Below are 22,871 nucleotides of genomic sequence, written 5' to 3'. Positions count from 1 at the left end.
CGCTCACCCCGATTTCCGGCTTTCTACGCGCGTCGGACACCTCGGACCGCTCCTCCTGCGGAATCAACACCTTCGGAATGACCGCTGCCGGATACGCCGCCGCCGTCATCGCCGCCGCCGGTCCCACCCCTCCCGCCGGTCCCACCCCTCCCGCCGGACTCACCGCGTCCCCCCGATCCCGTCCCGGCAGGCCGCCGAGCCGCCCGCACAGCTCACCTCGTCGTACGACCCGACGCCGATCCGCGCCAGGTTGTCCACGCTCACCGTGCCCGGCTCGAAGTACCCGGTGTGCCCCACCGAGTCCGCGGCCGAGAGCACCCGGGCCCCGAACTCCGGCGACACCGGGTCCGTCCCGTGCCCGAGCCCGCCGACCTCCAGGTACGGCACGTCCTGGATCCAGTCGTCGGCGTCCCGCATCGCCCACACCCTGGCCCGCGTCCGCAGGTCGGCGGCGGTGTCCGCGCGCATCCCCGGGCTGCCCGAGACCGCTATGTCACCGACCCGTTCCGGCAGCCGGTCCGCCGCCACCCCGCACACCACCGAGCCGTAGCTGTGGCAGAACAGCGACACCGGTACCGAGGAGCCACCGGGCAGCGCCCCGGTCAGCGCGATCAGCCGCTGCGCCCCCGCCTGCGCGGGCGCCCCGACCATCGCGTCCATGCCGAGGCCGACCGGCGCGGTGTAGTCCGCCCAGGCGATCACGGCGACCCGCTTGCCGGGCGAGGCCTTGCGCTCGGCGGCGTACAGCGACTTCGCCATGCCGACGGGGGCGGAGTACCGGCGGTACGTCCGCTCGAAGTTGACCACGTTGGTGTCCACGCCCGGCACGACCACCGAGATCCGGGAGGCCTTGCCGAGGTCGCCGAAGACCTCGGCGACCCGCCCGCCGCCGTCCGGGTCGAACGCCAGGATCTGCCGCTTGTCGCGCAGCAGCGCCGCGAACCGGTGCATCCGCCGGTCGGCGTCCTGCTTGCCCGCCCGGGAGACCCGGGGGTCCGTCATCCGGCGCTGCTCGATCGCCTTCGCCTGGCCGAGCGCCCGCCGGTTCGCGGCGAATCTCAACGGCACCGGGGTGCCGTTGAGATTGCCGACGACCAGGGGATACGCATGGAGGAGGCGGTTCTGCTGCCCCGGGCTCAGCCGGTCGAAGAACCGCTCCACCTGCTGGGGCGAGCCCTTCGCGTCGGGCAGCGCGCGACCGTCGATCCGGCCGTGCTGCCAGGCCGCGAAGGCTTCCTGGAGGGAGACGTCGTCGTCCCGCCGGCTCTGGATGGTGGTCCAGCCAGTGAGTGCGAGCATCACGAACACCACGGCCAGGGCGAGCAGCGCGCGCCAGGCGGTGAGGGAGGGAGAGGAGTCGAAGGAAGTCACTGCGGGACACCCTAGGAGAATCACCGGGGCCCGTGCGTATTCCGTGACGCGGATCACGTTTCGATAAAGGTGTGGAGGTCAGCCTGTGTATGCGGCTGAGGTCCGACCGGAATCGGGACGTCCGTCGGCCCCCCGCCAGTCCCCGGCCAGCGCCGGGCCCAGCTGGTCCAGACAGTGCGCGGTCATCTCCCGGATCGCCTCCAGGCTCGCGTCCTGCCGCTGCCCCCACATCCGGCCGGTCAGCCGCATCACCCCGCCGAACGCGGCCACCGCGATCCGGGGCCGTGGGTCCGCCTCGACGTCCAGGCCCTCCCGCTCGGCAATGACACGTGCCATGGCGTCCTCCAGCTCGGTGGAGCGGCGCAGATGGACCGCGAGCAGCGCGGGCGTGGACTCGATCATCTGGCAGACGCGCATATGGAGCTCGATCGGGACGACCGCCTCGATGGCCTCGCCGACCGAGTCCCACGCCCACATCACCGCATTGCGCATGGCGGTCAGCGGGCCCTCCTGGGCCGGCCGCGCGCGGACCGCATCCAGGAAGCGCGCCTCGACCATCGAGACTACGGTGAAGGCGACCTCCTCCTTGGACGCGAAGTAGCGGAAGAAGGTGCGCTGCGAGACCTCGACGGCGTCCGCGATCTCGTCGACCGTCGTCGCGTCGTACCCCTGGGTGGTGAACAGCTCCAGGGCGCTGCGCAGCAGGGAGTCCCGGGTGCGCCGCTTCTTGCGCTCGCGCAGACCGATCGGGCCGCTCAGGGCGCAGGCGCGCTTGCGCCCTGATGGTGCGCCTGTGCCGTTCCTGACCGGTGCACCTGTGCCGTTCCCGGCCGGTAGCCCCGTGCCGTTCCCGGCCGGTGCGCCCGTGCCGCGCCGGGCGGCTCCCGCAGATTCCAGCTCGTCCGCCATTGCCCCTTGAGTTTCTGATTCCACCGATTTGCACTGCATGTGGCCTGCTCAGCTTACCTGTGAGCTACCTGACAGTTACCGGCTTGTGAATTGGTTCGTCAAGTGTCAGTGGCTGACACTAATCTGGAAATCATGACTGCACAGACCACGCTCGACAAGGTGCCGCCGGGCCCCGACCCCGTACCGCAAAAGGCCAGGGGGCTTCGCGGCCACCCGTGGCTGACGCTCTTCGCCGTGGCCATCGGCGTGATGATGGTGGCCCTCGACGGCACCATCGTCGCCATCGCCAACCCCGCCATCAAGGATGACCTCAAGGCCTCGCTGGCCGACGTCCAGTGGATCACCAACGGCTATCTCCTCGCGCTGGCCGTCGCGCTCATCACGGCGGGCAAGCTGGGTGACCGCTTCGGCCATCGGCAGACCTTCCTGATAGGCATCGCGGGCTTCGCCGCCTCCTCGGCCGCGATCGGCTTCTCCACGGAGATCGGCCTGGTCATCGCCTTCCGTGTGCTCCAGGGCCTGTTCGGCGCGCTGCTCATGCCTGCCGCGCTCGGCCTGCTGCGCGCCACCTTCCCCGCCGAGAAGCTGAACATGGCGATCGGCATCTGGGGCATGGTCATCGGCGCCTCCACCGCGGGCGGCCCGATCGTCGGCGGTCTCCTCGTCGAGCACGTCAGCTGGCAGTCGGTCTTCTTCATCAACGTGCCGGTCGCCGTCGTCGCGCTGATCTTCGGCCTGGTCGTACTGCGTGACCACCGCGCCGAGAACGCGCCGCGGTCCTTCGACATCCCGGGCATCCTGCTGCTCTCCGGTGCGATGGGCGCGCTGGTCTACGGCCTCATCAAGGCCGGTGAGTCCTGGGGCTGGGGCGGGACGAACACCTGGCTGTGCGTGGGCGGTTCGGTGGTCCTGTTCGTGCTCTTCGCCTTCTGGCAGACCAGGGCGAAGGAGCCGCTGATTCCGCTGGCCATGTTCCGCTCCGTGCCGCTGTCGGCCGGTGTGGTCCTCATGGTGCTGATGGCGTTCGCGTTCATGGGCGGCCTCTTCTTCGTGACGTTCTACCTCCAGGGCGTGCACGGCATGAGCCCGGTCGACAGCGGACTGCACCTGCTGCCGCTGACCGGCATGATGATCGTCTCCTCGCCCGTCGCCGGCCTGCTGATCACCAAGTTCGGGCCCAGGGTCCCGCTGGTGGGCGGCATGGTCTTCACGGCGGTCGCCATGTTCGGGATGTCCACCCTGGACACCGGCACCGACACGCTCACCATGTCCCTGTGGTTCGCGATGCTCGGTCTGGGCCTCGCCCCGGTGATGGTCGGCGCCACCGAGGTCATCGTCGGCAACGCCCCGCTGGAACTGTCCGGTGTGGCCGGTGGCCTCCAGCAGGCCGGTATGCAGGTCGGTGGCGCGCTCGGCACGGCCGTCCTCGGTGCCGTCATGTCCTCGCGCGTCAACGCCGAGTTCGCCGGCAACTGGAAGGACGCGGGCATTCCGGGTCCGGCCTCGCCGCAGCTGGAGCAGGCCGCCGAGTTCGGCATGGTCCCGACACAGGAGCTCGCCAAGGTGCCGGGCATGACGCCCGAGGCGATCAAGGCGATCACCGGTGTCGTCCATGACACGTTCGTGTCGGGCATGGGCTTCGCCTTCACCGTCGGCGGAGTCGTCGCCGCGGTCGCCGCGCTCGTCGCCCTCTTCACCAAGCGCGGCGCGAACGCGGACGCCGCGGGCGGCGGAGTCCACATCTGACGCACGTCAGCACCTCCCGCGGAAGCGTCAACTCCGCGACCCCGCAGCCCCGTCGGACCGGTTCCGGCGGGGCTTTCGCCTATCCGGGTGATCCGCTGCCCGGCCCCTTTCGCAGGCCCGTTCGCGCAGGTCACGGTGGCTGCACGGAGAGCCGCGCAGCCAAGTGCGGCCACGGAAACGGGGGACGATCACGATGAACAGCCTGCTGCGCACCACCGCACTCGCCGCGACCCTGACGGCTGCCACCCTGACGGCCACCGCGCAGGCCCGGAGCGCCGCGCACGCCCCGACGCCCGCCGGGGCACCGGCCGTCCAGCTCGGCAACTGCGCCCCCGGCGAGCTCTGCCTCTGGCAGAAGCCCGGCTTCAAGGGCAAGCGGTACGCCCACGAACTGGCCGGCACCGACCTGGAATCCTGCATTCCGCTGCCGCCCGGCACTGACGCCCAGGCCCTCGCCAACCGCACCGGGCGGCCCGTCACCACGTATCAGTCGGCCGAGTGCGGCGAGACGGGCGAGTTCGACACCTATCCGGGCGGCGGCAGCTACGTACCCCAGTCCCCTTACCGGGTAAGGGCGTTCAAGGTGTGGGAGAGCTGACGGCATGACCGGACGGAGCCTGCGGAGGCACGCCGGGCGGAGCGCCGGCACCTTCCGCGGGCTGCGTCCGCTCCGCCGACAGCCGCCCCACCTCCGCGCGCAACTCCTTGATCTCCCGCGTCAGTGCTTCCAGCAGCTCCGTCTGCCGGCGCTCCTCGGCGTCGTCCCGCTCGAAGCGGGAGATGAACCAGGCGGCGATATTGGCGGTCACCACACCGAGCAGCGCGATGCCCGACAGCATCAGGCCGACCGCGAGCACCCGGCCGAGGCCGGTGGTGGGGGAGTGGTCGCCGTAACCGACGGTGGTCATGGTGGTGAAGGACCACCAGACCGCGTCGCCCAGCGTCCTGATGTTTCCCTCGGGAGCGTCCCGCTCGACCTCAAGGACCGCCAGCGACCCGAACATCAGCAGGCCGACCACCGCACCGCCGACATACGCGGTCAGCGTGATCTGCGGCGCCATCCGGGCCCGCCGTCCCACCAGCAGCAGGGTGGACACCAGCCGCAGCAGCCGCAACGGCCTGGCCAGCGGCAGCAGTACGGCCAGCAGGTCCAGCGGATGGCTGCGGATGAACAGCCACTTCGCCGGGGCCAGCGTCAGACGCACAAAATAGTCGACGGCGAACACCCCCCACACCGCCCACTCGGTCACCGAGCACGCCCTGTGCACCCAACGGTCGGCATCCGGCGCCACGATCGGCACGGCGTACGCGAGGGCGAAGAGGAGCGCGAGGGCGAGGAGGGGGTTCTGGGTGCGCCGCTCCCACCGGACCTGAGCGGTGTGCTGCTTCATGCCGGGCATCGTAAGGAAAGCCGAAAGGCGGCGGGACCCTCGGGGCCCGCCGCCTTTCCCAACCCGTTACCTCACCTGCTGCTTCAGGTGTGCTTCCGGTGGTGGTTCCTGGTGCTGCGCCTACGCGTCGCCGCCGGCCGCACCCGGGTCCGCCGCCGTCACGTCGAGCAGCTGGTAGCGGTCCACCGCCTGCTTGAGCACCGAACGGTCGATCTTCCCCGCCTTGGCCAGCTCGGAGAGCGTCGCCAGGACGATCGACTGCGGGTCGATGTGGAAGAAGCGGCGGGCCGCCCCACGGGTGTCGGCGAAGCCGAAGCCGTCCGCTCCCAGCGAGGTGTACGCACCCGGCACCCAGCGCGAGATCTGGTCGGGAACGGACCGCATCCAGTCGGAAACAGCCACGAACGGACCCTCTGCGCTTTCGAGCTTCCGCGTCACATACGGCACCCGGATCTCTTCCTCGGGGTGCAGCAGGTTGTGCTCCTCGCACTGCACGGCCTCGCGCCGCAGCTCGTTCCAGGAGGTCGCGGACCAGACGTCGGCCCTGACGTTCCACTCGTCGGCGAGGATCTGCTGCGCCTCGACGGCCCACGGCACGGCCACACCGGACGCCATGATCTGCGCCGGGAGCTGGCCCTGCTCCGCCGCCTTGTAGCGGTAGATGCCCTTGAGGATGCCGTCCGCGTCCACGTTCTCGGGCTCGGCCGGGTGCTGGATCGGCTCGTTGTAGACGGTCAGGTAGTAGAAGACGTCCTCGTTCTCCTCGGGCGTCCCGCCGTACATGCGCCTGAGACCGTCCTGCACGATGTGCGCGATCTCGAACCCGAACGCCGGGTCGTAGGAGACACAGCCCGGGTTGGTCGACGCCAGCAGCTGCGAGTGGCCGTCCGCGTGCTGGAGACCCTCACCGGTCAGCGTCGTACGGCCGGCGGTCGCACCCAGTACGAAACCGCGCGAAAGTTGATCGGCCATCTGCCAGAACTGGTCACCGGTGCGCTGGAAACCGAACATCGAGTAGAAGACGTACACCGGGATCAACGGCTCGCCGTGCGTCGCGTACGCGGAACCCGCGGCGATCAGCGAAGCTGTGCAGCCCGCCTCGGAGATGCCGTCGTGCAGCATCTGACCGGTCGGCGACTCCTTGTAGGCCAGCAGCAGATCGCGGTCCACGGCCTCGTACTGCTGCCCGAGCGGGTTGTAGATCTTCGCGCTCGGGAAGAACGCGTCCATGCCGAAAGTGCGGTACTCGTCGGGCGCGATCAGCACGAACCGCTTGCCGATCTCCTTGTCCCGCATGAGGTCCTTGAGCACCCGGACGAACGCCATGGTGGTGGCGATCGACTGCGATCCGGAGCCCTTCTTCGCAGCCGCGTACGTCTTGTCCTCGGGCAGCGTCAACGGCTTGGCGCGCACCACACGCGAGGGGACATAGCCGCCCAGCGACTGGCGCCGGTCGTGCATGTACTGGATCTCCTCCGAGTCGCGGCCCGGGTGGTAGTACGGCGGGGCGCCGTCCTCCAGGTCCTTGTCCGCGATCGGGATGTGCAGCCGGTCGCGGAACCTCTTCAGGTCGTCCGCGGTCAGCTTCTTCATCTGATGGGTCGCGTTGCGGCCCTCGAAGTTCGGACCCAGCGTCCAGCCCTTGACCGTCTGCGCCAGGATCACCGTCGGCTGGCCCTTGTGGGCCTTGGCCGCCGCGTAGGCCGCGTAGACCTTCTTGTGGTCGTGACCGCCGCGCCCCAGGTGCAGGATCTGCTCGTCGGACATGTCCTTGACCATGTCGCGCAGCCGCTGGTCGTCGCCGAAGAAGTGCTCGCGGATGTACGAGCCGGTCTCGGTGGCGTACGTCTGGAACTGGCCGTCCGGGGTCGTGTTGAGCTTGTTGACCAGGATGCCGGTGCGGTCCTGCGCGAGCAGCGGGTCCCAGCTCCGGTCCCAGACCAGCTTGATGACGTTCCAGCCGGCGCCGCGGAACTGCGACTCCAGCTCCTGGATGACCTTGCCGTTGCCGCGCACCGGGCCGTCCAGGCGCTGCAGGTTGCAGTTGACGACGAAGGTCAGGTTGTCCAGGCCCTCACGGGCGGCGATGGACAGCTGGCCGAGCGACTCGGGCTCGTCCATCTCGCCGTCGCCCAGGTACGCCCAGACGTGCGACTTGGAGGTGTCGGCGATACCGCGCGCCTCCATGTAGCGGTTCATCCGCGCCTGATAGATCGCGCCGAGGGGGCCCAGGCCCATCGAGACGGTGGGGAACTCCCAGAAGTCCGGCATCAGCCGGGGGTGCGGATACGACGAAAGCCCGTTGGGGAACTTGGACTTCTCCTGGCGGAACGCGTCCAGCTGAGTCTCGGTCAGCCGGTCGAGCAGGAAGGCGCGGGCGTAGATACCGGGGGAGGCGTGCCCCTGGAAGAAGATCTGGTCGCCGCCGTCGCCCTCGTCCTTGCCGCGGAAGAAGTGGTTGAAGCCCACGTCGTACAGCGAGGCGGAGGAGGCGAAGGTGGCGATGTGGCCGCCGACACCGATACCGGGACGCTGGGCGCGGGAGACCATCACGGCCGCGTTCCAGCGGGTCGCGTTGAGGACCTTGCGCTCGATCTCCTCGTCACCGGGGAAGAACGGCTCGTCCTTGGTCGCGATCGTGTTGACGTAGTCCGTGCTGCGCATCTCGGGCACGGCCACGCGCTTCTCGCGGGCGCGCTCGATCAGCCGGAGCATCAGGTAGCGGGCGCGCTCACGGCCCCGCTCGTCGACGGCCGCGTCAAGCGAGTCGAGCCATTCCTGGGTCTCCTCGGGATCGAAATCAGGGACCTGGCTCGGCAGGCCGCCAATGATGATCGGGTTGCGATCGGATCCGGAAGCCACGCTGTTCCTTCGCTGGTAGGGAAATGACCGCGTTCGGGGGGGTCGGCGGTCGGGGCGTCGCGCCGCTGTCCATCGTGTACCCAGGGAACGTAAACGTCATCTCTACCCAGTGGTAACCACCGGTGGGCGCCGACGTCCCGGCCACCGCGAATGAGCGGTATTGACCAAATCGCAACCTTACGCCCAGGGCGTTCATGTGTTTCGTAGAGGCGTTCGCCCCCGATTGGCGGATTGAAGGCGCAGAACATCTCAAAACGTCTCGAATGGTGTGGGATGAATCACTGCACGGGCTTCCAGGGGCGCCAGGAGTTGCGGCGGAGGCGCCCCATCCGTCACCGTTTCGGCGGTCCGGACGGCCGGGTACTTGCGCGATCGGTCCCGCCCGTGTGGACTACCGCCAATGCCGCGCACGCGCGCGGCTGCAGGCACATTGCTGAAAAAGCACTTCCCGAAAACAGATCAGGAGGCAATCCGTGAGCGCGACCGCGGACCACGCGGAGGAGCGGACCAACCCTGCCGCGAGGCTGGGTTTCCAGCCCGAGCAGGTGGTCCAGGAGATCGGCTTCGACGACGATGTCGATCAGGAGCTCCGCGAAGCCATCGAGGAGATCATCGGCGGCGAACTCGTCGACGAGGACTACGACGACGTGGCTGACGCCGTCGTCCTGTGGTTCAGGGACGAGGACGGCGACCTGACGGACGCGTTGGTGGACGCCACCACGCTCATCGAGGACGGTGGCACCGTCTGGCTGATGACGCCGAAGACCGGCCGTGACGGCTACGTCGAGCCGAGCGACATCAGCGACGCCGCACAGACCGCCGGTCTCTCCCAGACCAAGAGCATCAATGCGGCCAAGGACTGGACGGGCAGCCGCCTGGTCTCGCCGAAGGCGGCGAAGTCCGGCAAGCGCTGACAGCCGGAATTACCTCAGGTGCAGTACCCGAAGGGCCCCCGCCGACTCAGGTCGGCGGGGGCCCTTTGCGTAGGCTGGGCGACGTACCCGAACGGACCAGCGGCCCCCGACGGGCGCCGCCGGCGCTCACGTACCGACCTAATGGCCGACGTAATGGCCGACGTAATGACGGACAAGGAAAGCGCATCCCATGGCGATCGAGGTGGGCGGCAGGGCCCCCGGTTTCGAGCTCAAGGACAACCACGGCCGCACCGTGCGCCTGTCCGACCTCAGGGGCGAGCGAAGCGTGGTGCTCGTCTTCTACCCCTTCGCCTTCACCGGGGTGTGCACCGGCGAGCTGACCGCCCTTCAGGAGGACCTGGAGCGCTTCGTCAACGACGAGGTCCAACTGCTCGCCGTCTCCTGCGACTCGATGCACACCCTGCGCGTCTACGCCGAGCAGGAGGCCCTGGAGTACCCACTGCTCTCGGATTTCTGGCCGCACGGCAACGTCGCGCGGGCGTACGGCGTCTTCGACGAGGACAAGGGCTGCGCGGTGCGCGGGACATTCGTCATCGACAGATCCGGCGTCGTGCGGTGGCGGGTCGTCAACGCGCTGCCCGACGCCCGTGACCGAAGCGACTACCTCAAGGCCCTCGACACGCTCTGATCCGGGCGGGAGCCTTGTGGCCCGAGGAATTCGGGACTTAAGTCCTGCCGGTTGTGGGAACCGGTCACTAGGATCGACACGTTGATCCGTTGCCAGCTGCATTTCCGGGGCAGGGCTTCACCTGAACCCCCCGACACATTTTTGGAGGACTCGTGGGAGTCAGCCTCAGCAAGGGCGGAAACGTCTCGCTGTCCAAGGCCGCCCCCAACCTGACGGCGGTTGTCGTCGGTCTGGGCTGGGACGCACGCACCACCACCGGCGGCGACTTCGACCTCGACGCCAGCGCCATCCTGACGAACGACGGTGGCAAGGTCGCCAACGACTCGAACTTCGTCTTCTTCAACAACCTCAAGAGCCCCGACGGCTCCGTCGAGCACACCGGTGACAACCTCACCGGTGAGGGCGAGGGCGACGACGAGGTCATCAAGGTGAACCTGGCCGGTGTACCGGCCGATGTCGCCAAGATCGTCTTCCCGGTCTCGATCTACGAGGCCGAGGCCCGCCAGCAGAGCTTCGGCCAGGTCCGCAACGCGTACATCCGCGTGGTGAACCAGGCCGACAACACCGAGCTCGCCCGCTACGACCTCAGCGAGGACGCCTCGACCGAGACCGCCATGGTCTTCGGCGAGCTCTACCGCAACGGCGCCGAGTGGAAGTTCCGCGCCATCGGCCAGGGGTACGCCTCGGGCCTGCGCGGCATCGCGCAGGACTTCGGCGTCAACGTCTGAGACGTCAACGCCCGAGTCCTCGCAGGACTCTTCCCGTCCGGCGCCGCACGTGACCCACGTGCGGCGCCGGACGCGCCTGAGAACCTTTTGATTCCGTAAGTCACTACGGGGAGGAAGCAAGAACATGGGCGTCACGCTCGCCAAGGGAGGCAATGTCTCCCTCTCCAAGGCCGCTCCGAACCTCACCCAGGTGCTGATCGGGCTCGGCTGGGACGCACGTTCCACCACGGGGGCCGACTTCGACCTCGACGCAAGTGCCCTGCTCTGCAACGAACGCAACCGGGTGCTGGGCGACGAGTACTTCATCTTCTACAACAACCTCACCAGCCCCGAGGGCTCCGTCGAGCACACCGGTGACAACCTCACCGGTGAGGGCGACGGGGACGACGAGTCGCTGCTCATCGACCTCTCCAAGGTCCCGATGACCGTGGACAAGATCGTCTTCCCGGTCTCGATCCATGACGCCGACAACCGCGGTCAGACGTTCGGCCAGGTCAGCAATGCCTTCATCCGCGTGGTCAATCAGGCCGACGGACAGGAGCTGGCACGCTACGACCTGAGCGAGGATGCCTCCAGCGAGACCGCCATGATCTTCGGCGAGGTCTACCGGTACGGCGGAGAGTGGAAGTTCCGTGCCGTTGGCCAGGGGTATGCGTCCGGACTCCGGGGCATCGCTCTAGACTTCGGGGTCAACGTTTCGTAAAGCCCCTCGCATCGCATCGTGCGGGGGGAAAGTCGTACACAACGATGGGGTAGCCAGTGGTTCTGAAAACCTTCGGCTGGTCGTTCGCGGTCACCGCGATCGGCCTGGCCGCGGCGGTTCTCTACGGGGGGTGGACCGGCTTCGGAATCGTGGCGATCCTGTCCATCCTGGAGATCTCGCTGTCCTTCGACAACGCGGTGGTCAACGCCGGGATCCTGAAGAAGATGAATGCCTTCTGGCAGAAGATCTTCCTCACCGTCGGCGTGCTCATCGCCGTCTTCGGTATGCGCCTGGTCTTCCCCGTGGTCATCGTCGCCATCAGTGCGAGCCTCGGCCCGATCGAGGCTGTCGAGCTGGCGCTGAACGACAAGCCGCGCTATCAGGAACTGGTCACCGACGCACACGCGTCGATCGCCGCCTTCGGTGGCATGTTCCTGCTGATGATCTTCCTCGACTTCATCTTCGAGGACCGGGACATCAAGTGGCTCGCCTGGCTGGAGCGTCCGCTCGCCAAGCTGGGCAAGGTCGACATGCTGTCGGTCTGCATCGCCATGATCGTCCTGCTGGTCAGCGCCCTGTGGCTGGCTCCGCAGTCGGTCCAGCACGGCGGCGCGCACGTGGACAAGAGCGAAACGGTACTTCTCGCCGGTATCGGCGGCCTCATCACGTATCTCATCGTCGGCGGACTCTCCGGCTTCTTCGAGAACAAGCTGGAGGAGGACGAGGAGCGCGAGCACGAGGCCGAGGAAGAGGCCAAGCGCACCGGCAAGAAGAACACCGGCGTGCTGATGGCCGGCAAGGCCGCCTTCTTCATGTTCCTCTACCTCGAAGTCCTGGACGCGTCGTTCTCCTTCGACGGTGTCATCGGTGCCTTCGCCGTCACCAACGACATCGTCCTGATGGCGCTGGGCCTCGGTATCGGTGCGATGTACGTACGTTCGCTGACGGTCTACCTGGTCCGCCAGGGAACCCTCGACGACTACGTCTACCTGGAGCACGGTGCGCACTACGCGATCGGCGCCCTGGCCGCCATCCTGCTGATCACCATTCGCTTCGAGATCAACGAGTTCATCACCGGCCTGTCCGGCGTCATCCTGATCGCCTGGTCCTTCTGGTCCTCCGTGCGCCGCAACAAGCGGATCGAGGCCGAAGGCGGAAAAAAACCGAGTGAGCAGGCCGAAGTGCCCTCCGGAGTCTGACCCGTTGTGACGGTGTCCGAATCCGGGGTGTGACCCGGTCCGCATTGAGGAACGCTCTCCCCAGGGGCGGCCACGCGAGGCGCGAGCCTGCGAGGCCGCCCCTTTTGGGGTGCAGGGCATTTTGAGGGAGCAGGGCCTTTTCTGAGGGGGCAGGGACATCTGCGCCCGGGGCAGGCACGACATCAGGGGGTGGGCCGCATGGCCGTCTGGGACCGGATCAGCAGCCTGTGGCAGAGCAACGCGGCACAGTTCGACTCGGGCAGCGCCGCCACCAACTCCATCGAGCTGACCAAACGCCACCCGGTGGTCTCGCTCAGCAAGCAGGGCGCCGACACCGGCAGTATGCGGGTCAACCTCTCCTGGCGGATGCGCACTTCCGACATCGGCGGCCGGCAGAAGCACAGCGGCAACCTTTTCACCCGCCCCCTCAAGTTCTTCCAGCCCGACGTCGTCCAGGCGCACACCCAGGGCGTCGTCAATGTCGACCTCGACCTCGGCTGCCTCTACGAGCTCAAGAGCGGCGCCAAGGGCGTGGTCCAGCCGCTCGGCGGATTCTTCGGCGACATCAACGTTCCGCCGTACGTCAAACTCAGCGGCGACGACCGCTTCGGCGCCCCCTCCGGCGAGAACATCTTCATCAACCTCGACCACCGCGAGGAGATCGCCCGGCTGCTGGTCTTCGTCTACATCTACGACCAGACCCCCGCCTTCGACCGCACGCACGCCGTCGTCACGCTCTATCCGAGCAACGGCCCGCGGATCGAGATCGTGCTCGACGAGCGCGCCCCGCAGGCCCGTTCGTGCGCCGTGTTCTCCATCGAGAACACCAAGGACGGCCTCGTCGTGCGCCGCGAAGTGAAGTTCGTGTACGGCTTCCAGGCCGAACTGGACCGGCTCTACGGGTGGGGGCTCCAGTGGGGCCGGGGCTACAAGACCAAGGCGTAGACCCCGGGGCGACCGCACGGCGGGGGCGGGAGCAGTTGCGGTGCGGGAGCCGGGAGCCGGGAGCCGGGGTGCGGTGCGGGGACCCGGTGCCGCGGTTACCGCCGTGCGGGAGTCAGGCGCGGATGAACTGCGGGCCCTGCGGCGGGAGCCGGAAGCTGGGGTCCGGTGCAGGCGCGGCCGCCGCGGCCGGCTGCGGATAGCCGTACGACGGCTGGGGCGACGACGGCTGCGGGTAGCCGTAGGCGGGCTGCGCCGGGGCCGGGGGAGCGGCGGCCGGGGGATATCCGTAGGCCGGCTGCGCGGGCGGCGGCTGCACCGGCTGTACGGGAGCCTGGCCCTGCGCCGGAGCGGGGAACGGGGGAGAGGCCGGAACAGCGGAGCTCGCGGCGGTGGGGCCCTGTGCCGAACCCGGTGCGGCGCCCCGTGCCGGGTCCTCCCCGGCGGCCCCGCCGGGAGCGGCTTCTTCCTCGCCCTCGTCCACCGAGATGCCGAACTCCGTGGCCAGCCCGATCAGCCCGGTCGGGTACCCCTGCCCCACCGCGCGGAACTTCCAGCCGTCGCCGCGCCGGTAGACCTCGCCGCAGATGACCGCGGTCTCCTCACCGGTCTCCGGCTTCACGTCGAACAGGGCGAGCGGCTCACCGTCGGCGGCGGCGCCCGGCCCCGCGTCGTACAGCAGGATCCGCAGGTCACGGACGAGGTCGAGGGTCGCGGCGGCGCCGTTGAGCTCGAAAGAGGCCGCGATCACCACACGCTCGACGGAGGCGTCGAGGGAGGTCAGATCGGCGGCGATGGTGTCGGTCATGCCCTCCGGGACCCGCTTGAGCGCCAGCCTGCGCACCAGGCCCGACGGGTGCCGGGGCTGGTTGTAGAAGACGAAGTCCTCATCGGAGCGCACCCGCCCCTGCGAGCCCAGAAGCAGCGCCGAGGCGTCCACGCTGGGGATACCGGGACCAGGGGTCCAGCGGAGCACGGCTCGCACGGCCGTGGCGGCGAGCGGAACGTTCGCGCCCTTCAGCATCGCTTGCTTCATGCCCGTCATCCTGCCTTCCCTGGGCCCGTGCGGACAACGCGGGGGCCGCTTCCCGTACGGTCGTAAAGGGTGATGCATGGGCCGGGTTACCTGGAATTCATGCACAGAGGGAACTACGGACATGTGTTCGTACGTACTATTACCGGCCACAACCGGCCACGGTTCCGCGTCCGAACAGAGCCCGCGCGGGACCTTCCAGAGCCACACCAGGCAGCCCAGAGCAGCAATCGGGGGATCTACATGCGTCATTTCGGGCATATCCCGGCCGCTGTGCGCAAGCAGCTGTTCCATCAGGAGCCTTGTGAGTTCGATGAGAACTCCCCGGCGCCCCTGCTCGCCGCCGCGCTCGGCGCCACCCTCTACAGCCCGGCGACCCGGCCGAGGCTCGCCGCCGATGTACGCAAGCAGGCCGGGCGGGGAGTGGTCTCCATGGTGCTGTGCCTGGAGGATTCCATAGACGACGCCGAGGTCGCGGGCGCCGAGGAGAACCTGGTCCGGCAGTTCGCGGACCTCGCCGAGCACGCCGGGACCACCGTGCCGGCCCCGGGGACGGAACACTCCCCGGCCGTCCCGCTGCTCTTCGTGCGGGTCCGGGAACCCGGGCAGATACCCGACCTGGTGCACCGGCTCGGCGACTCGGCCCGATTCTTGTCCGGATTCGTACTTCCGAAGTTCACCGAGGAGCGTGGCGTCCCCTTCCTGGAGGCCCTCACCGAGGCCGAGGCGGCGAGCGGACAGCGGCTCTTCGCGATGCCCGTCCTGGAGTCGCCGGAACTCCTCCACCTGGAGACCCGCGCCGAAACCCTCGGCGGCATCGCCCGCACCGTCGACAAGTACCGCGACCGGGTGCTCGCCCTGCGACTGGGCGTCACCGACTTCTGCTCCGCCTACGGGCTGCGCAGGGCGCCCGACATGACGGCGTACGACGTCCAGATCGTGGCCGGTGCCATCGGCGACGTCGTCAACGTGCTCGGCCGCTCGGACGGCACCGGCTTCACCATCACCGGGCCGGTCTGGGAGTACTTCCGGGTCCAGGAGCGGATGTTCAAGCCGCAGCTGCGCCGCAGCCCCTTCCTCCAGGGCCGCGCGGAGGAACTGCGCACCACCCTCATCGAGCACGACATGGACGGCCTGCTGCGCGAGATCGGTCTCGACCGCGCCAACGGGCTCCAGGGAAAGACCTGCATCCACCCCTCGCACGTGCTGCCCGTGCATGCGCTGTCGGTGGTCAGCCACGAGGAGTACAGCGACGCCCGGGACATCCTCCGGCCGGAACGGGACGGGGGCGGGGTGCTGCGGTCGGCCTACACCAACAAGATGAACGAGGTGAAGCCGCACCGCGCCTGGGCGGAGCGCACACTGCTGCGGGCCGAGGCCTTCGGAGTGATGCGGGAGGACGCCGGCTTCGTGGAACTCCTGACGGCCGGCCTCGCGGGCCTCGCGGACTGACCCGTGCCAGAGCCAGCGCGACGAGGGCAACAGCCGGTGCGGCCCGGACCCGTGGAACACAGAGCCGTGGGACCCGGGCCCGTGCAACACAGACCCGTGGAACACAGATTCGCGGAACAAGGAAGAGAGAGCAACAACGTGGTGTGGTCCGGCAGTTGGGTCGCTGAACGCCTGGGTGTGGAACTCGTCGAAGGCGATGCCACGACCGGGGGCGGTGGCGGTACCGGCGATCCCGGCAGCACCGGCCGTGAGGCGCTGACCGACCTGCTCGGGCTGGCTCTGCGCCGCAACCCCAAGCGGGCCCACCTCCTGGTCTCCCATGTGCTCGGCAAGCACATCCCGCAGAGGCCTTCGCTGGTGTACGGCGCCGGGCTCGCACTGGGCCGGCGGGTGCGCCAACTCCTGGGCGACCGGGACGCCGCCCGCGCGGTCGTCCTCGGTTACGCCGAGACCGCGACCGGCCTGGGCCACTCCGTCGCCGACGGCCTCGCCCTCGCCCCGTACCTCCACTCGACCCGGCGGCCGGTCGCCGGGGTGGCCGCGGCGGGCGGATTCGAGGAGTCCCACTCGCACGCCACCTCGCACCTGCTTCTCCCCGAGGACCCCCGGCTCCTCGTGGGGAACGGCCCACTGGTCCTGGTCGACGACGAGTTCTCGACCGGCAACACCGTCCTCAACACCATCCGCGATCTGCACGCCCGCCACCCCCGCGAGTGGTACGTCGTCGTCGCCCTGGTCGACATGCGCTCCCCGCAGGACCGCGGCCGCCTCGCGGACTTCGCCGCCGAGATCGGCGCCCGCGTCGACCTGATCGCCCGCGCCACCGGTACGGTCCGGCTGCCGGACGGCGTCCTGGAACGGGGACAGCTCCTCGTCGCCGAAGAGGAGTCGAAGCAGCGGCATGCGCAGGGAACGCCGGACCGGCCCGAGGGGGAGCCCACATCCGGGCCCGCGCCCGGGGCAGAGCCTGCGCTCGGGACCGCATCCACGCCCGAGACCGCATCCACGCCCGGGACCGGGACCGGGACCGAGCCCGAGACCGGGACCGAGACCGCAACCACCGCACCCCACGCCGTCCGCCTGGAGCTCGACTGGCCCGCGGGCGTTCCCGACGGTGGACGGCACGGATTCCTGCCCACGCACCGGCCCGGCCTGGAGGACGCCCTGCCGGGCATCGCCGCCGGGATCGTCGGCGAACTTCCCGCACTCAACGACCGGTCGCGTGTCCTGGTACTCGGCTTCGAGGAGCTGATGTACGTCCCGCTGCGCATCGCGGAGGCCCTGGAGCAGCGGACCGGCGCCGACGTCCGCTTCTCCACCACGACCCGCTCGCCCGTCCTGGCCGTGGACGACCCGGGCTACGCGATACGCACCCGGCTGGTCTTCCCCGCCCACGACGACCCCGCCGACGGGCCCGGCGAGCGCTACGCCTACAACGTGGCAGGGGCCGGTTTCGACGCCGTGGTGGCCGTCGTCGACTCGGTCGCCGACACCCCCCGACTGCACGCCCCCGACGGCCTGTTGGCCCGCCTCGCCCCGCACACGGACCGCGTCCTGCTGGCGGTCGTCCCCTCGTACGTCCCCCTTCCTCCCCCGCCAGCGCAGGAGCCCGCCGTGACCACGACCCTCCCCGCACCGCTCCGGGGCCCCGCCTTCTCCTCCTACGCGCCCGACGACGTCGGCTGGCTCCTCCAGGACCTCTCGGAGGTGACCCTGGAAGCGCCCACGGAGGAACGCGAGGAGGCGATCCAGGCGGGCGGTGCGCACTACGCGGAGTCGCTGCCGGTCGAGTACCAGCCGACCGCCGAGTACCAGCAGCTGTTCCGCTCCGCGCTCCAGGAGTCGGCGGCCCGAATCGCGCAGGCGGTCGGCACCGTCACCGAGACCGTCCTCGCGGAGCGCTCCCCCCGCCCGGTTCTGGTCTCCCTCGCCCGGGCCGGCACCCCCGTCGGCGTGCTGATGAGGCGCTGGGCCCACTACCGGCACGGCCTCGACCTCCCGCACTACGCCGTCTCCATCGTCCGGGGGCGCGGCATCGACACCAACGCCCTGCGCTGGCTCGCCGCCCACCACGATCCGGCGGACGTCGTCTTCGTCGACGGCTGGACCGGCAAGGGCGCCATCACCCGTGAACTCGCCGACGCGATAGCCGAGTTCCACCAGTCCGCGGGGGCCGGTGACACCCTCCACGGCTTCGATCCGGAGATCGCGGTACTCGCCGACCCCGGCTCCTGCGTGCGCACCTACGGCACCCGCGAGGACTTCCTGATCCCCTCCGCCTGCCTCAACTCCACGGTCTCCGGCCTGATCTCGCGCACCGTGCTCCGCTCCGACCTGGTCGGCCCGAACGACTTCCACGGCGGAAAGTTCTACCGCGACCTCGCGGACACCGATGTCTCCGGCCTCTTCCTCGATACGATCGCCGCCCACTTCGACGAGGTGCGCGAGGCCGTCGACACCGAGGCCAAGTCGCTCCGCAACCAGGACCGCACCCCCACCTGGGAAGGCTGGGCCGCCGTGGAGCGGATCAGCGAGGACTACGGCATCCATGACGTCAACCTCGTCAAGCCCGGCGTCGGCGAGACCACCCGCGTCCTGCTCAGGCGCGTCCCCTGGAAGATCCTCGCCCGACGCGGCGCGGGCGCGGACCTCAGGCACGTACGCCTCCTGGCCGAACAGCGCGGTGTCCCCGTCGAGGAGGTCGACAACCTCCCGTACACCTGCGTCGGACTGATCCACCCCCGCTTCACCCGTGGCGCCACCGGCGCCAACGGCAAGGCCGTCGACACGAAGGCCGTTGCCCCAAAGACAGCCGACACGAAGGCCGTCGATCCGACAGCCGGCGACACCCCCACGGCAGACCCCAAGGCGGTCGACACCAAGTGAGTACCGACGCGAACCCCGTGACCGGCCCCGTCCTGGTCGCCAGTGACCTCGACCGCACCCTGATCTACTCGTCCGCCGCACTCGGTCTGCGGATGCCCGACGCCGAGGCGCCGCGGCTGCTGTGTGTCGAGGTGTACGAGGGAAAGCCGCTCTCCTACGTCACCGAAACCGCCGCCGGGCTGCTGACCGAGCTGGCGTCGGGAGCCCCCGGCACCCTCTTCGTGCCCACCACCACCCGTACCCGGGAGCAGTACCACCGCATCCACCTCCCGGGCCGCACACCCGAGTTCGCGATCTGTGCCAACGGCGGGCACCTCCTTGTGGATGGCGTCTCCGACCCGGACTGGCAGGACCAGGTCGCCCGGCGGCTCACCGCCCAGTGCGCCCCGCTCGCCGAGATCCGCGACCGGCTGTCCCGTACCGCCGACCCCGCCTGGCTCCTCAAGGACCGTGTGGCGGAGGACCTCTTCGCCTACCTGGTCGTCGAACGCGCCCTGCTCCCCGACGGCTGGGTCAAGGACCTCACCGCCTGGGCCGCCCCGCTCGGCTGGAACGTGTCCCTCCAGGGCCGCAAGATCTACGTCGTCCCCGACCCGCTCACCAAGAGCGCCGCGGTCCGCGAGGTGGCCCGCCGCACCGGGGCCACGCTCACCCTCGCCGCCGGTGACTCCCTGCTCGACGCCGACCTTCTGAAGGCCGCCGACCAGGGCTGGCGTCCCGGCCACGGCGAGCTCGCCGATGCCGGCTGGAGCGCCCCCCAGGTCACCGCCCTGCCCGAGGCCGGTGTCGCGGCCGGGGAGGAAATCCTCCGGCAGTTCATCCGTGCGTCCGCCCCGGACCGGTCCGAGGGGGAGCAGCCTGCCCGGAGCCCGTCCGCTCCAGCCGCCTGCGTCCCTTCCCCTTCCTGACCGCCCGCGCCACCACGAAGGCCACCACCGCGAGCCCCGCCACGACCAGCACCACCTTCGAGTACACCGAGACATAACCCGACACCTCCTCCCAGTTGTCACCCAGCAGATATCCGGCAAGCACGAACAGGGTGTTCCACACCGCGCTGCCCAGCGTGGTGAGTCCGAGGAACATCGCCAGCGGCATCCGCTCGATCCCCGCCGGCACGGATATGAGACTGCGGAAGACCGGAATCATCCGCCCGAACAGCACGGCCTTCGTCCCGTGCTTGGCGAACCACGCCTCGGTCCGCTCGATGTCGGACACCTTCACCAGCGGCAGCTTCGCCGCTATCGCCACCGTCCGCTCCCGCCCCAGGAGCGCGCCCACCCCGTACAGCGCGAGTGCGCCGACCACCGAGCCGGCCGTCGTCCACAGCAGGGCGGCCCACAGGCTCATCTGTCCCGCCCCCGCCGCGAACCCGGCCAGGGGCAGGATCACTTCGCTCGGAATCGGGGGGAAGAGGTTCTCCAGGGCGATGGCGAGGCCGGCGCCGGGCGCCCCCATGGTTTCCACGAGGGTGTTGATCCACTGAGGTGCGCTGCTTTCGATCATGCATTCCACGCTAGAGAACCGAGCCTGAAGGCACACTGAAGAAAACCGCAGGAACAGCTGCGGCACTCCGCAGGAAAAGACTGCGGTTTCCCACAGTGTGCGGACCGGGCCGGCCGGGCTAACTTCGGATCATGAAAGCGTTGACCCGAAGGGGAGTTGAGCTCGCGGCGGGCATGGCGCTGGGCGCCTGCACGGCGCTCGCCGAGCTGGTCCTCACCCTGGTCTCAGGAGTTCTTCTGCTGCCCGTTCTGGCCTGGCCGAAGGGGCGGCGTGCGGTACTGCGCCCGCTGCTCGCGGTGGCGGTGCGGCTGGCCGCCGTGGAGCGGACCCGACTCGCGGTCCTGCTCGACACCCGGGTCTCCACGGCCTACGACGGCAGCCAGGCACTGCGCTATCGCGCCGTCCGCTGGATACCGGGCCTCCTGGGAGCGGTGGTCCTGGCCTATGTGGTGGTGGGAGCGGGCTTCGGCACCTTCTTCGCCTACGGCTGGCTGATCGAGGACATCGACGACCCGTTCACCGTCGCCTACTCCAGCGCGGCAGGGCTGCTGCTCTTCCTGCTCTCCTTCCAAGGAGTCTTCGGGCTGGCCGCACTGGAGGGAAAGCTGGCCCGGCACTTCCTGGGGCCGAGCACCGCCACCGTCCTGGAGCACCGCATCGCCGAACTCGCCGCCAGCCGCGCCGGAGTCGTCGAAGCCGTGCAGGACGAACGACGCCGCATCGAACGGGACCTGCACGACGGAGTGCAGCAACGACTGGTCGCCCTGGGCATGCTGATCGGCCGGGCCCGCCGCAGCCAGGACCCGGAGCACGCGCGGAACCTGCTGCTCCAGGCACACGAGGAGAGCCAACGGGCCCTGGACGAACTGCGCGAGGTCGCCTGGCGGGTGCACCCCACGGTGCTGGACGAGGCGGGCCTGCGGGCCGCGGTGGAGACCGTCGTGGTGCGCTGCCCGATACCGGCCCTGGTGCAGTACGACGGCTTCACCACCGAGCCGCCGTCCGCCGCGTCGGGCGTCGCCTACTTCGTGGTCGCCGAATCCGTCACCAATGCCGTCAAGCACTCCGGCGCCACCCGCCTGAGTCTCCGACTCGACTGGTGCGGAGGCCTGTTGAAGGTCGCCGTCGAGGACGACGGGTCCGGCGGCGCCGACCCGTCGGGAGGAGGCCTGATAGGACTCGGCAGACGTGTCGCGGCCCTCGACGGCAGGTTCGCGGTCGACAGCCCGCCCGGCGGCCCCACCACCATCACCGCGGAGATCCCATGCGCGTAATCCTGGCCGAGGACTCGATCCTGTTGAGAGAAGGGCTGGTGCGGCTGCTCACCGAGGAGGGGCACGAGGTCCTCGCGGCCGTCGGGGACGCCGAGGCGCTGCTGGCCGCCGTCGAGAGGACACCTCCCGACGTGGTCGTCGCGGATGTCAGGATGCCTCCCACCCACACCGACGAGGGGCTGCGGGCCGTCCTGGACCTCAAGGGCCGCCGCCCGGACATCGGAGTGCTGGTCCTCTCCCAGTACGTCGAGAAGAGGTACGCCACCGAGCTGCTCACCGACGATCTGGGAGGCGTCGGCTATCTCCTCAAGGACCGGGTGGTCCAGGTCGACGAGTTCCTCGACGCCCTGGAGCGGGTGGCGGCAGGGCAGGCGGCCTTCGACCAGGACGTGGTCCGGCAACTGGTGCGCCGGTCCAACGGCAGCGACCCGCTGTCCCGCCTCACCGAACGCGAGCGCGAAGTGCTCGGCGAGATGGCCCAGGGGCATACCAACGCCTCGGTGGCCAAGCGGCTGCACATCTCGCTGAGTGCGGTGGAGAAGCACGCCAACGCGATCTTCGACAAGCTCGGGCTGAACGGGGCCAGCGGCTACAGTCGGCGCGTTCTGGCCGTACTCAGGTATTTGGGGAGCAGTGAATGAGCAAGGGCAACAGCACCAGGATCACAGATGAGTTGTACGACTACATCGTGGCGCACAACCCGCCTCTGGACGCGGTGCAGCGCAAGCTGATCGAGACGACCTGGTCACGCTTCCCCTCCGCGGCGAACATGCAGTCGGCGCAGGAGCAGGGGCCGTTGCTCGCGTTCCTGGTCCGGTTGGCGGGGGCGCGGCACATCGTCGAGGTGGGCACGTTCACCGGGTTCTCGACCCTGGCCATGGCGCAGGCCCTGCCCGAGGACGGGACCCTGATCGCCTGCGACGTATCGGAGGAATGGACCGCGTACGGGCGGGAGGCCTGGGCCGAGGCGGGGGTCGCCGACCGGATCGAGCTGCGTATCGCACCCGCCCTGGACACCTTGCGGGCGATGCCCGGCGAGCCGCACATCGACTTCGCCTACCTGGACGCGGACAAGGCCAACTACATCGCGTACTGGGAGGAGTTGGTTCCCAGGATGCGCAAGGGCGGTGTGATCGTCAGCGACAACGTGCTGTACGGCGGCGGGGTCGTCGACCCGGAGGCCACCGGGAACACAGCGGCCATCCAGGCGTTCAACACACACTCGAAGGAGGACAAGCGCATGGAGAGCGTCATGCTGCCCGTCTCGGACGGCATCACACTCTCAAGAAAGCGCTGAACCGCCGCCCCA

The 22,871-nt window shown here is 69.4% G+C and carries 20 protein-coding genes; 14 read left to right on the top strand and 6 right to left on the bottom strand.

Annotated elements, in window-relative coordinates:
- Positions 1 to 159: 159 nt before the first annotated feature.
- Positions 160 to 1,371 (bottom strand): alpha/beta hydrolase, encoded by a 1,212-nt coding sequence (locus tag ACIA73_RS10295; RefSeq protein WP_399437911.1) that lies wholly within the window; start codon positions 1,369 to 1,371, stop codon positions 160 to 162.
- A gap of 78 nt (positions 1,372 to 1,449) precedes the next feature.
- The gene (locus ACIA73_RS10290) at positions 1,450 to 2,280 is read right to left on the bottom strand and encodes a TetR/AcrR family transcriptional regulator (protein ID WP_399437910.1); all 831 of its coding nucleotides are present in this window, start codon (positions 2,278 to 2,280) and stop codon (positions 1,450 to 1,452) included.
- Between the two features lie 132 nt (positions 2,281 to 2,412).
- Here ACIA73_RS10290 and ACIA73_RS10285 point away from each other — a divergent pair, with 132 nt between their 5' ends.
- Positions 2,413 to 4,026 carry an MFS transporter gene (locus ACIA73_RS10285; RefSeq protein ID WP_399437909.1) on the top strand — a complete coding sequence of 538 codons (1,614 nt, stop codon included), beginning with the start codon at positions 2,413 to 2,415 and terminating at the stop codon, positions 4,024 to 4,026.
- Between the two features lie 193 nt (positions 4,027 to 4,219).
- Positions 4,220 to 4,624, top strand: coding sequence for a peptidase inhibitor family I36 protein (locus ACIA73_RS10280; protein WP_399437908.1), 405 nt, complete (start codon positions 4,220 to 4,222; stop codon positions 4,622 to 4,624).
- Here ACIA73_RS10280 and ACIA73_RS10275 read toward each other — a convergent pair.
- Both ACIA73_RS10275 and aceE read right to left on the bottom strand, forming a co-directional pair.
- A complete protein-coding gene (locus ACIA73_RS10275; protein WP_399437907.1) occupies positions 4,605 to 5,426 on the bottom strand; it encodes a potassium channel family protein in 822 nt (273 codons plus the stop codon). The genes ACIA73_RS10280 and ACIA73_RS10275 overlap by 20 nt on opposite strands.
- Positions 5,427 to 5,537: 111 nt before the next feature.
- Positions 5,538 to 8,279 (bottom strand): pyruvate dehydrogenase (acetyl-transferring), homodimeric type, encoded by a 2,742-nt coding sequence (gene aceE, locus ACIA73_RS10270; protein WP_399437906.1) that lies wholly within the window; start codon positions 8,277 to 8,279, stop codon positions 5,538 to 5,540.
- A 473-nt stretch (positions 8,280 to 8,752) separates the two neighbouring features.
- On the opposite strand from aceE, the gene ACIA73_RS10265 reads away from it, so the two are divergent.
- From ACIA73_RS10265 to ACIA73_RS10240, 6 genes are all read left to right on the top strand, one after another.
- Entirely contained in the window at positions 8,753 to 9,193 is a 441-nt protein-coding gene (locus ACIA73_RS10265; protein WP_399437905.1) for a DUF3052 domain-containing protein, read from the top strand.
- Between the two features lie 190 nt (positions 9,194 to 9,383).
- Complete coding sequence (locus ACIA73_RS10260; protein ID WP_399437904.1) at positions 9,384 to 9,842, top strand: peroxiredoxin; 459 nt, start codon at positions 9,384 to 9,386, stop codon at positions 9,840 to 9,842.
- Positions 9,843 to 9,994: 152 nt separating this feature from the next.
- The gene (locus ACIA73_RS10255) at positions 9,995 to 10,570 is read left to right on the top strand and encodes a TerD family protein (protein ID WP_399437903.1); all 576 of its coding nucleotides are present in this window, start codon (positions 9,995 to 9,997) and stop codon (positions 10,568 to 10,570) included.
- A 124-nt stretch (positions 10,571 to 10,694) separates the two neighbouring features.
- Positions 10,695 to 11,273 carry a TerD family protein gene (locus ACIA73_RS10250; RefSeq protein ID WP_399437902.1) on the top strand — a complete coding sequence of 193 codons (579 nt, stop codon included), beginning with the start codon at positions 10,695 to 10,697 and terminating at the stop codon, positions 11,271 to 11,273.
- A 56-nt stretch (positions 11,274 to 11,329) separates the two neighbouring features.
- Positions 11,330 to 12,472 carry a DUF475 domain-containing protein gene (locus ACIA73_RS10245; RefSeq protein WP_399437901.1) on the top strand — a complete coding sequence of 381 codons (1,143 nt, stop codon included), beginning with the start codon at positions 11,330 to 11,332 and terminating at the stop codon, positions 12,470 to 12,472.
- A 198-nt stretch (positions 12,473 to 12,670) separates the two neighbouring features.
- Complete coding sequence (locus tag ACIA73_RS10240) at positions 12,671 to 13,417, top strand: Tellurium resistance (RefSeq protein WP_399437900.1); 747 nt, start codon at positions 12,671 to 12,673, stop codon at positions 13,415 to 13,417.
- Positions 13,418 to 13,529: 112 nt separating this feature from the next.
- Here ACIA73_RS10240 and ACIA73_RS10235 read toward each other — a convergent pair whose 3' ends face one another.
- Positions 13,530 to 14,450, bottom strand: coding sequence for a TerD family protein (locus ACIA73_RS10235; protein WP_399437899.1), 921 nt, complete (start codon positions 14,448 to 14,450; stop codon positions 13,530 to 13,532).
- A 240-nt stretch (positions 14,451 to 14,690) separates the two neighbouring features.
- On the opposite strand from ACIA73_RS10235, the gene ACIA73_RS10230 reads away from it, so the two are divergent.
- The 3 genes from ACIA73_RS10230 (at position 14,691) to ACIA73_RS10220 (ending at position 19,693) form a co-directional block, all read left to right on the top strand.
- The gene (locus ACIA73_RS10230) at positions 14,691 to 15,899 is read left to right on the top strand and encodes an HpcH/HpaI aldolase/citrate lyase family protein (RefSeq protein WP_399437898.1); all 1,209 of its coding nucleotides are present in this window, start codon (positions 14,691 to 14,693) and stop codon (positions 15,897 to 15,899) included.
- A 96-nt stretch (positions 15,900 to 15,995) separates the two neighbouring features.
- Complete coding sequence (locus ACIA73_RS10225) at positions 15,996 to 18,785, top strand: phosphoribosyltransferase (protein WP_399437897.1); 2,790 nt, start codon at positions 15,996 to 15,998, stop codon at positions 18,783 to 18,785.
- 92 nt (positions 18,786 to 18,877) lie between these two features.
- A complete protein-coding gene (locus ACIA73_RS10220; RefSeq protein WP_399438051.1) occupies positions 18,878 to 19,693 on the top strand; it encodes an HAD family hydrolase in 816 nt (271 codons plus the stop codon).
- On the opposite strand, the gene ACIA73_RS10215 is transcribed toward ACIA73_RS10220, so the two are convergent.
- The gene (locus ACIA73_RS10215) at positions 19,602 to 20,288 is read right to left on the bottom strand and encodes a DedA family protein (protein WP_399437896.1); all 687 of its coding nucleotides are present in this window, start codon (positions 20,286 to 20,288) and stop codon (positions 19,602 to 19,604) included. The two genes, ACIA73_RS10220 and ACIA73_RS10215, sit on opposite strands and share 92 nt — an antisense overlap.
- Positions 20,289 to 20,419: 131 nt before the next feature.
- On the opposite strand from ACIA73_RS10215, the gene ACIA73_RS10210 reads away from it, so the two are divergent.
- Genes ACIA73_RS10210 through ACIA73_RS10200 form a run of 3 tightly spaced genes read left to right on the top strand, consistent with a single transcriptional unit; the run spans position 20,420 to position 22,859 of the window.
- On the top strand, positions 20,420 to 21,562 hold the full coding sequence (locus ACIA73_RS10210) for a histidine kinase (protein ID WP_399437895.1): 1,143 nt from the start codon (positions 20,420 to 20,422) through the stop codon (positions 21,560 to 21,562).
- A complete protein-coding gene (locus tag ACIA73_RS10205) occupies positions 21,553 to 22,203 on the top strand; it encodes a response regulator (RefSeq protein ID WP_399437894.1) in 651 nt (216 codons plus the stop codon). Before ACIA73_RS10210 ends, ACIA73_RS10205 begins: the two co-directional genes overlap by 10 nt.
- Entirely contained in the window at positions 22,200 to 22,859 is a 660-nt protein-coding gene (locus ACIA73_RS10200) for an O-methyltransferase (RefSeq protein ID WP_399437893.1), read from the top strand. The genes ACIA73_RS10205 and ACIA73_RS10200 overlap by 4 nt, the downstream gene beginning before the upstream one ends.
- Positions 22,860 to 22,871 lie beyond the last annotated feature (12 nt).

It is taken from the genome of Streptomyces sp. NPDC051561, assembly GCF_044454195.1.
GTDB lineage: Bacteria > Actinomycetota > Actinomycetes > Streptomycetales > Streptomycetaceae > Streptomyces.
This window is presented reverse-complemented; position numbering and strand designations above follow the sequence as displayed.